Source organism: Coprococcus sp. ART55/1, assembly GCF_000210595.1.
Taxonomy (GTDB): domain Bacteria; phylum Bacillota; class Clostridia; order Lachnospirales; family Lachnospiraceae; genus Coprococcus; species Coprococcus aceti.
Genome location: NC_021018.1, coordinates 457,011 through 465,442 on the forward strand (window position 1 = coordinate 457,011; position 8,432 = coordinate 465,442).

General features: G+C 44.7%; 9 protein-coding genes. All 9 read left to right on the forward strand.

Annotated features, from left to right (window positions below; genetic code table 11):
- Positions 1-390: ATP-binding protein (locus CCU_RS02225; protein WP_243440834.1), on the forward strand; the 390-nt coding region annotated here is incomplete at its 5' end.
- Positions 391-1,075: 685 nt separating this feature from the next.
- A complete protein-coding gene (locus CCU_RS02230; RefSeq protein WP_015533395.1) occupies positions 1,076-1,312 on the forward strand; it encodes a helix-turn-helix domain-containing protein in 237 nt (78 codons plus the stop codon).
- The gene (locus tag CCU_RS14675; RefSeq protein ID WP_227231715.1) at positions 1,263-1,517 is read left to right on the forward strand and encodes a winged helix-turn-helix domain-containing protein; all 255 of its coding nucleotides are present in this window, start codon (positions 1,263-1,265) and stop codon (positions 1,515-1,517) included. Before CCU_RS02230 ends, CCU_RS14675 begins: the two co-directional genes overlap by 50 nt.
- A 272-nt stretch (positions 1,518-1,789) precedes the next feature.
- Positions 1,790-2,230, forward strand: coding sequence for an ECF-type sigma factor (locus tag CCU_RS02240; RefSeq protein ID WP_055057436.1), 441 nt, complete (start codon positions 1,790-1,792; stop codon positions 2,228-2,230).
- Between the two features lie 56 nt (positions 2,231-2,286).
- A complete protein-coding gene (locus CCU_RS02245) occupies positions 2,287-2,787 on the forward strand; it encodes a DUF3846 domain-containing protein (protein ID WP_015533396.1) in 501 nt (166 codons plus the stop codon).
- A 524-nt stretch (positions 2,788-3,311) separates the two neighbouring features.
- Positions 3,312-4,037 carry a DUF4240 domain-containing protein gene (locus CCU_RS02250; RefSeq protein ID WP_055153011.1) on the forward strand — a complete coding sequence of 242 codons (726 nt, stop codon included), beginning with the start codon at positions 3,312-3,314 and terminating at the stop codon, positions 4,035-4,037.
- A gap of 21 nt (positions 4,038-4,058) precedes the next feature.
- On the forward strand, positions 4,059-6,035 hold the full coding sequence (locus CCU_RS02255; RefSeq protein ID WP_055057433.1) for an ATP-dependent DNA helicase: 1,977 nt from the start codon (positions 4,059-4,061) through the stop codon (positions 6,033-6,035).
- Positions 6,036-6,204: 169 nt separating this feature from the next.
- Entirely contained in the window at positions 6,205-7,323 is a 1,119-nt protein-coding gene (locus tag CCU_RS02260; protein WP_015533399.1) for a tyrosine-type recombinase/integrase, read from the forward strand.
- A 12-nt stretch (positions 7,324-7,335) separates the two neighbouring features.
- Entirely contained in the window at positions 7,336-8,397 is a 1,062-nt protein-coding gene (locus CCU_RS02265) for a hypothetical protein (protein ID WP_015533400.1), read from the forward strand.
- Positions 8,398-8,432: the final 35 nt, after the last annotated feature.

Genomic DNA, 8,432 nt, shown 5'->3' on the forward strand with positions numbered 1-8,432 from the left:
AATGGAATTGAACCCCAAATAGAAATACCTAATATGGACATCTATCTTAATGCTGACAGAAAGGCGTGTATTCGCATTATACAAAATCTTATATTCAATGCGGTAACATCCACTACAAATAATGTTGTAATTCAACTAATTAATATTGCAGATTCTGTACAACTCTGTATTAAAAATCCTGTTGCATCTATTCCTACAGAAGAATATTCAAAACTGTTGGAACGCTTTTATGTAGCAGATGTTTCAAGAAGTAATGGTACGTCTGGACAAGGACTTTACATTGTGAAAAAGCTATTACTTATGATGAATTGTACAAATCCAATAATTGAAATACATGACCATAATTTTATGATTACGATTGATTTTTCGCCCTTACTCATAAAAAAATAATCTGCCGGACGACGGCAAAAGAAAAAAAGCCGTCGCAAAGCAGAGGTATTTTCACGCGCCATTTCTAAATTACGGCGGCTTTGATTTTCAGAGCCGCCGCTTCTTTTTGCCTATCGGCAAGTCTACGACGACCCTAACACCGTAAAAACGGCGGCTAATGGAGGTAGCCGCCATGATATATAGAGCGTATCGACAAAGTACGGCACATTTCAGCTTATCAAAAAAAGCTCGTCCACCGCCGGGGACACTTCTACCCTCATATATGAACTGTCAAATCATCTAACCCCTTTTCCGTTTCGTATCAATCCGCAGCAGCCCCGTATGTTCCTTGACAAAGAAAGCGACGCAAGATAACGGCGACGCAGTATAGGGCAAACCGGGTACGTCCTTTTTGCGCCGAGCCATACAGAGGGTGCGCCATGACGCTATTTCCTTATCGGGAAAAGCCGAGCGAAAAACACCGCGACGGGAAGCAAGTTAGCAGCTTGCGGGCGACGACACGCATTGAGGGAAGATAAGCCTTTACATCCACAGTCCGAGCGTTCAGAGCGTCGCAGGCAATGGGTAAAGCTGCCTTAAATGAGCAGGGGTGCAATTCCCGCGAGGTTGTGCTAACAGCCGCCCGGTTAAAGCCCACTTTTTGTAACTTGACTTTTTAGCCATTTATGAAAGGGGGTATTTTCCTATGGCAAAAAAGGAAACAACAAGCCCCGCTATCCCTGTATTCCCTATGTTAAAGACCGTTGAGCAAATGAGCAAGATTAGCGGTATCGGGGAAAATAAGCTGCGCGAGCTTATGGATAGCGGCGAGCTTGAATATATACAGAATGGAAACCGCCGTTTGATAGCTGACGCTGCAATCTGGGACTGGTATCACAGGGCAAAGACGACAGCGAAGCCCCCAGCACGACAGGGAGGTTAAGCTATGGCTATACACATTTGAACAGATTTACCAGCTTGTATGGAAAGATTATTCTGTTGGTGATATTAAAAATATCATCTGGTGTCTGGTAAAGCGATTGAGAAAAAAGTTGAATGTCGTTGAAGACGGTGCCGGGAATTGCATTGTCAGTGTCAGGGATATAGGTTACAAATTTGAATTGAATAATGAAAACGAACAGCAGTAAGGCGAATAATCCGTAAAAAGATTGTTCGTCTTATTTTATTTGTGCTGGAAAGAAGGTGATAAAAATTGACCGTCAATTGACAGGTTTCTGACCGTTAACTGACAGGTGCATCCGATACACTGTGCCTTTGTAAAGATATGATTACAAAGGAGATCCGTGTTTGCAGGGAAACAGCAGAGATGCCGGACATTCCTGTGGACAGGAAGAACGAGCCAGATCACCGCCACACTCCGATTTGATTTCACAAAAATTCAGATCGGAGGAAAAGATAAGTGGCTTATAACAAAGCAAAAGAAGAATATAGATGGAACCAGTGGAAAGCAGAGGAAGAGAAGATCCTGCGTGAGCAGGGTGTGGATGAAGAGACGATCCAGAAGCTCCGGGAGTATGACTGGAACGATTTTAACGCAGAGCGGAGATTCCGGGAACATCAGACCTCACTTCTGGACTGTATGGAACTGCTTCTGGAAGAAAAAGAATCAGGAGAGTCTCAGCCAGAGAGTGTGGAAGCCCTGCTCGATACCGTGGAGAATGAGGAATTGCTCCAGATCCTGTTATCGACTGACAAGAAAACTCTTCAGATGGTTGTTCTGAAGATGATGGGATATGCACCAAAGGAGATCAGCCATCACATGGAACTGCCGGAGCAGACTGTTTATACAAGACTGCGGAGGTTACGGGAGAAAATCAAAAAGTCCATGAAATTTGAATAAAACAAAAGGCTCTCATCGGCTGATTATCAGAACGAACAGACAGGAGGATTGATACGATGGATGAGAAAGAAGTGTCCGAAATGCAGGAAGAAATGATGACGGTGCTGGTAGTCGAGCCGATGAAAGCACCCTATGTCAAGAACATCCCCAATGAGCTGGAGGATCTGCAGCAGGCGGTAGGCGGTGACATTGAAATGACCTATCCGTTTGATGATAAAGTTGGAATCCTTTTAAACGGCAATGGAAAATTTGAGGGGCTGCCGTTAAATCGGGCATTGTACGATGACCGAGGACAGGTCTATGATGCCATTGCCGGAACATTCCTTGTAGTAGGACTGACAGAAGACGATTTTACTTCGCTGACACCGGAGCAGATTGAAAAGTTTAAAGAAAAATATCAGTCACCGGAAATTTTCACCCTGTTTAACGGGGAACTTCATGTGATGAAGATGCCGCCGGAAGAAGCCAAAGAGCAGAAAGAAAAGCAGAAGAAAGATGCACAGCAGAAGAATCCGGCAAAAGGAAAAAAGAAAAACAGATCCGGGGAATCACGATAAAAAATTTTTTTGTGAAGTGAATAAAAAAATACACTGCCATCGGCTAGTAAGCAGAGGGACATCCCTCGGCTGTTCTTTGGCAAGTGAATATCGGCACTACAGGTACGTTCCCAACCGTAGAAGCGTGACAGTATGAGCGCCATGATTAAGTATAGGGTAAAGATTCTTAGACTTGGAGCGAGAAAGCATAGCTGTGAATAAGGCGGTGGCAGCCTTTCGCCAAGATCACGGATGGGGGATAATGATACACGTTACCAGCCAGAGAGCGGAAGATGGACTCCGGGTTGTAATCAGAAAGACCCCCAGGACATCTGTGAGCGGCGGCAGGCCAGCCGCCCGCCTGTAGTGTCCCCTTTCCCAGAAGAAATACAGGGATAGTTCCGGGGGTGCGAGGTCAAATGCGGAACAGCAAGATAAAAAAGAAATCAATGAAGAAGTGTGTCGTTGATATCAGATACCATGCGGCTGTGGGAGACTACAGCCGTATTCTTGTGGTATTAACGTCACATCAAGGGGAGAGAAAGATGGAAGAAACAAAAAGAAGTGGGATGAGCAAGGATCAGTTCTGGAATCTGATTGAAAAAGCAAAGGAAGTGTGCGGCACCGATCTGGATGCTTCGGCGGTGTGGATCAAGCAACAGCTTTTCTATATGACACCGGAGGATGTTCTGCAATTCCATAATCTGGTTTACAGTTACCGGGATGCAGCTTATAAGTATGGCTTATGGACAGCGGCAGGTATTCTGATGGAAACAGGGTGCAGTGATGACAGCTTTTCCGATTTTCGGATGTGGTTGATCGCCCAGGGAAAAGATGTATATCTGAATGCCTTAAAAGATCCGGATTCCCTTTCCGGTGTAACTCCTTATGGATACTGTAGTTTTGAATCATTGGGATATATCTCATCGCAGGTCTACAGTGCCATGAAAGGAAAAAATATTTACCAGGATAGTACAGCCAGAATGCAGATGGAAAGCTATGAGCAGGTGATCCGGGATATTGTGTACCATCCCATGATCGAGTATCCGTTGGAATTGCCAGAAGCCATGGTGGTTTATCCGAAACTCTGTGAAAGGCATTTGTCCGAGCAGGTAAGGAATGCTCCACAGAAGGTAAGGACATGGAATGTTTCCCGGACGGATATCCGAAGGATGATGGCACGGGGAAATGCTGCCATAAAGAAAATGCAGGAGCAGGGAGCAAAAGCACCGGAAGCAGTCAGATCCGTCCGTAAGGGTACGGTAAGATAAGCTTCCCGGCAAGGAGAAGTAATGTGTTATAAAAATGAATATCAAAAAAGGGCGCATGGCGAAGTGGAAAGAATCTTTCGGGAACTTCTACCGGAAGTCGGGCTTCACGTAAGAGAAGAACAGATCCGTCTCTGCCATGAAATGCTGGATGCCCTTATGAAAAATGAGATCACGCTCTGTGATGCAGGAGTGGGCATTGGAAAAACCTATGCCTATCTGACTGCCTGCATCCTGATGCGGAAATATAGTGTACTGCATTCCGGTTATTCGGGATGTGACAGGCGGCCTGTGGTGGTATCCACTTCCAGCATTGCCTTACAGAAAGCTATCATAGAGGAATATGTTCCTTTTTTATCGGATGTACTGTTAAAAGCAGATCTGCTTCAGGGAGAATTAAAGGCAGTTGTCCGCAAGGGAAAGGAACATTTTGTATGCGATTACAGGCTGGCCCAAAGACTGGAGGCAGTCCGGGATAAGAATAAAAATCAGGCACAGATGGAGGCATTGAAGTCCCTCCGGCATAACTTTGATTTAGATTCCGTACATAACCTGAGCGGTTTTGACCGCAGGCTGGTGTGCGTACCGAAATTCTGCCCCAGGGAGTGTCCGGGGAAAGCAGGATGCCGTTATCAGAAATATTTGGATGTTTCCAAAAAAGAGGAAGTTTTTATACAGATATGCAATCACAATTATCTTCTGGCAGACGCCATGCACCGGATGAATGAATACCGGCCTCTGCTGGCGGATTACAGAGCATTGGTAGTAGATGAAGCACATAAGCTCCCAGAAGCTGCCAGCCAGATGGATGGGAGAAGTATTGGAAGAGAGGATGTGCAGGAAATCTCGTATTTCTTAAACAGGGAGCATAAAAGTTCGGAAGGTAAGAGACTACAGGATTGGTTTAATACACTTTCAATGGAAATCCGTAAGGATCAGGCCGGGATGGGAGATGACATAGCTGGAAAAGAAAATTTCTATTTTCCGGCAAAGTGCCGATCTTCTCTGGAGCAGGTAAGGGGGAATCTCAGTCTTATGCTTAAAAGACTTGCTGGAAATGTCCCTTACTGGATCTTCCGGCGGCTGGAAGAGATGGAAGAGCTGTTCGGCTGGTTTCTGAAGAAGGATACCAGATACGTTTTATTTCTTCAGCCAGACGGCAGGGGAGATCCTGTGTTTATGGCTGTTAGCAGAGAGATTCCAAGGTTTCTCCATGATTCCTTATGGGACAGGGGATTTCCCTCGATTCTCACCAGTGGAACTTTAAAAGCCGGAAATGGGTTTGTAAGGACCAGACAGATGACCGGGCTGGAAAAGAAAAGCAGAGTCCGGGAGTGTGTAGCAGAATCCCCATTTTGTTACAGAGAGAACTGTCTGCTCTATATTCCTGAGAATTTAAAAGCGACGCTCAAGGGAAGCCGGGAAGAGGTCGAGCAACTTGCAGGCCAGATCCGTGATCTGGTGTGTTCTACTTTTGGGCATACACTGGTACTGTTTACATCTTATACCCTGATGGGAAATGTGCAGCAGCTCCTGCGGGATCAGATCCCGTTCCCGATGGTGCAGGTATGGAGAAACTCACAGGAAGAAATCGCACGGTTTAAGAAGATGGAAAATGCCGTTCTGTTTGCAGCCGGCTCCTGTTGGGAAGGTGTGGATTTTCCGGGGGATATGGTATCGTCCCTGATCATTGTAAAATTGCCGTTTGCTGTACCGGACCCCATCCATGAAGCACAAAGGGAACAATACCGATCACTGGAATCCTACATTCAAAATGTTGTTGTTCCAGATATGCAGAAGAAACTGCGCCAGGGATTCGGACGGGCGATCCGGACGGAGCAGGACACCTGTGTAGTGTCCATTTTAGACCACCGAGCGGCAAAGAAAGGAAAGTACCGGGGAGATGTTCTGGACGCCCTGCCAAAGTGCCAGATGGCAGAAAAAATCGATGAAGTAGAGGACTTTATCCGAAGCCGGAAAGTGGAGCGTTACTACAGCTGATAACATCCGTGGTGTTGTTGGTTCTGCCCAGATCTGGACAGAAAATAAGACAAAAAGTTTAGTGGTATTTCAGGAGCGGTTTTGACCGAATTGGTGGTATTTGTGATAGCTTTATCGGCATGAGTTGGGTATACTGTGTATAGCGTTAGAGGAAAGGAAGTGAGCAGGAATGAGACGATATGAACTGGAAAAAGAAAGAGAGGGTTCCACCGTTTATTTCTTTATCAGAGATGTGGAAACACTGGATATCGTCCTGCTTCCAACCAAATATCTGATGCACAAGATACGGAGTAAATGTTCACCGAATACGGTGCGGCGCTCCGCACTTGCAATCCTGTACTATCTGGAATACATCCATGAAAAGAAAAAGGAATTGACAGACGTATATCAAATGCCTTATGTTGAACAGACAAATCACTTTGTGGAATTTTTATACTGGCTGAAAGCCGGGAAGCATACCAGAGATAAAAATCACAGATCTCCAAACAATGGAACCTGCAACGCATACTTAAGAGATGTGTTCAGGTTCTATCTTTTTATAGAAGAAGAGTACCAGCAGTTCGGGGAGCTGAAAGTCCTGTCCTATAATTATTTTGTAGCCGTGGATGCAGTAGGCGTAAAGAAAAGCATACGATCAAAGAGTTTCAAAGGCTATTTAAAAGAGGAAGAGCATAAGGCGAGAGCAGCAAAGAAAGATGAAATTGTGGAAATCTTGAAAGCGTGTACCAATATAAGAGATCGGCTTCTCATGCTGCTTCTGGCAGAGACAGGCTACCGAATCGGTGAGATCTTAGGAATTGATTACAGTAAGGACATTGATTATCAGAACCACATAATCCGGGTATATTTCCGTGAGGACAATGAAAATGGAGCGAGAGCAAAGAATGCAGAATACCGAAGTGCGAAGATCAGCAAAGATACCTTCGGCTTTTTAAATCTGTATATCGCAGAGTACCGAAAACTACTTCAGCACCAGACAAGCCTGTTTGTGAATATTTCCGGGGATAATATCGGAAAACCAATGAACGTGGAAGCAGTATACTCCATGCTAAAAAGAATGGATAAGAAAACAGGGATTAAGATCACGCCTCATATGCTCCGGCATTACTTTGGAAATGAGCGGAGAAAAGCAGGATGGTCGCTGGAACTGATACAGCTGGCCTATGGACACCGCCACATCCAGACAACCATCAATTATCTGGACATTGTGGATGATGAACTGCTGGATGCCAGCCAGGAATTCTACGAGAAACACTCCTCCCTGTATGGGATTGAGGAATTGCTATAGGAGGTGGTTTTTATGCCTGCGTTTTTACAGTCTTTTATAGAGGCAGAACAAGAACGGAGCAGGCGGATTGAGCAGCTACGAAAAGAAATCCGGGAGTTTGCAAAAGAGGAAGCAGGAAGTTCCATTACAGAACAGATTCTGCTGTTTCTGGCAGATGAGATGGTAGAACATCTTTCGGAAATAGATTATGAACTGCGAATGAAATTTGAATTATACATAACACCGCTGATAAAGCGAAATTACATTTACCGATATACCGGAACGTTCGACCGGATACGGCAGGCGTACATCCGGGAACGGATGAAAACTCCGGCTGGACAGAGGGAATGTGAATGGAAATATAAAAATGAAATACTTTTTGTTCCATACCACTCAGATCCTGTAATCGTAAAGAGTGTGGAAACGGTACGGTGTCGGAGCAACATGGTCTGGAATTTTAAAGCGGCAGCCAGTGAGAAACTGAAACGTCAGATTTTTACCGTGCTGGAATATATTCTGAAGAATTATGAAATTTCCAGACTGAGGGAATATAAACTGACCGGGCTACAGCTTTTTTACGAATTTTGCATCCGGGAGCAGATTACAGATATCCAGCTTCTGGAGCTGGAACAGGAAACAGCATTTCAGGACTACCTGAAGCAGAAAGTCGAGAAAGAGCAACGGCGAAAACGACTGAAGAGCATTGTGGAAACTGCCCGTAAAGTGATTTTTATAGAAACTGATGAAACAAGATGGGATGCTACCATCTGGTATTTAGAGCGGTTTCGTATTGCCAAAGAAAGAATAAACCAGAGTGACAGTATAGAAAAAATATCATTTCAGGAAGTTCTACAGCCCAAGAATCGATTGCTGCTTCAGGAATATATGAAGTACGAAATTGGAATCGGAGAACTGGCGCTCAGCACGGTGTACGAAAGATTCCGAACCATTCGAAATTTTTTGCAGGAGATCAGCGAACTGGAAGTTACCAAGTGTGATGCCAGCCTGATTGATGTATATTTAAAGAATTTGCAGAATGGTGCTATGGGAGCAAAGACATTTAATACCAATGTTTCGGGAATACAGTTTTTATGAAATTTCTGGAAGTAAAGGGGTATATAAAAAGTACG

Excerpts from the sequence above, each read along its gene's own strand:
- CCU_RS02260 (WP_015533399.1), top strand. The coding sequence starts at position 6,205 with ATGAGACGATATGAACTGGAAAAAGAAAGAGAGGGTTCCACCGTTTAT.
- CCU_RS02250 (WP_055153011.1), top strand. The coding sequence starts at position 3,312 with ATGGAAGAAACAAAAAGAAGTGGGATGAGCAAGGATCAGTTCTGGAAT.
- CCU_RS02265 (WP_015533400.1), top strand. The coding sequence starts at position 7,336 with ATGCCTGCGTTTTTACAGTCTTTTATAGAGGCAGAACAAGAACGGAGC.
- CCU_RS02255 (WP_055057433.1), top strand. The coding sequence starts at position 4,059 with ATGTGTTATAAAAATGAATATCAAAAAAGGGCGCATGGCGAAGTGGAA.
- CCU_RS02230 (WP_015533395.1), top strand. The coding sequence starts at position 1,076 with ATGGCAAAAAAGGAAACAACAAGCCCCGCTATCCCTGTATTCCCTATG.
- CCU_RS02245 (WP_015533396.1), top strand. The coding sequence starts at position 2,287 with ATGGATGAGAAAGAAGTGTCCGAAATGCAGGAAGAAATGATGACGGTG.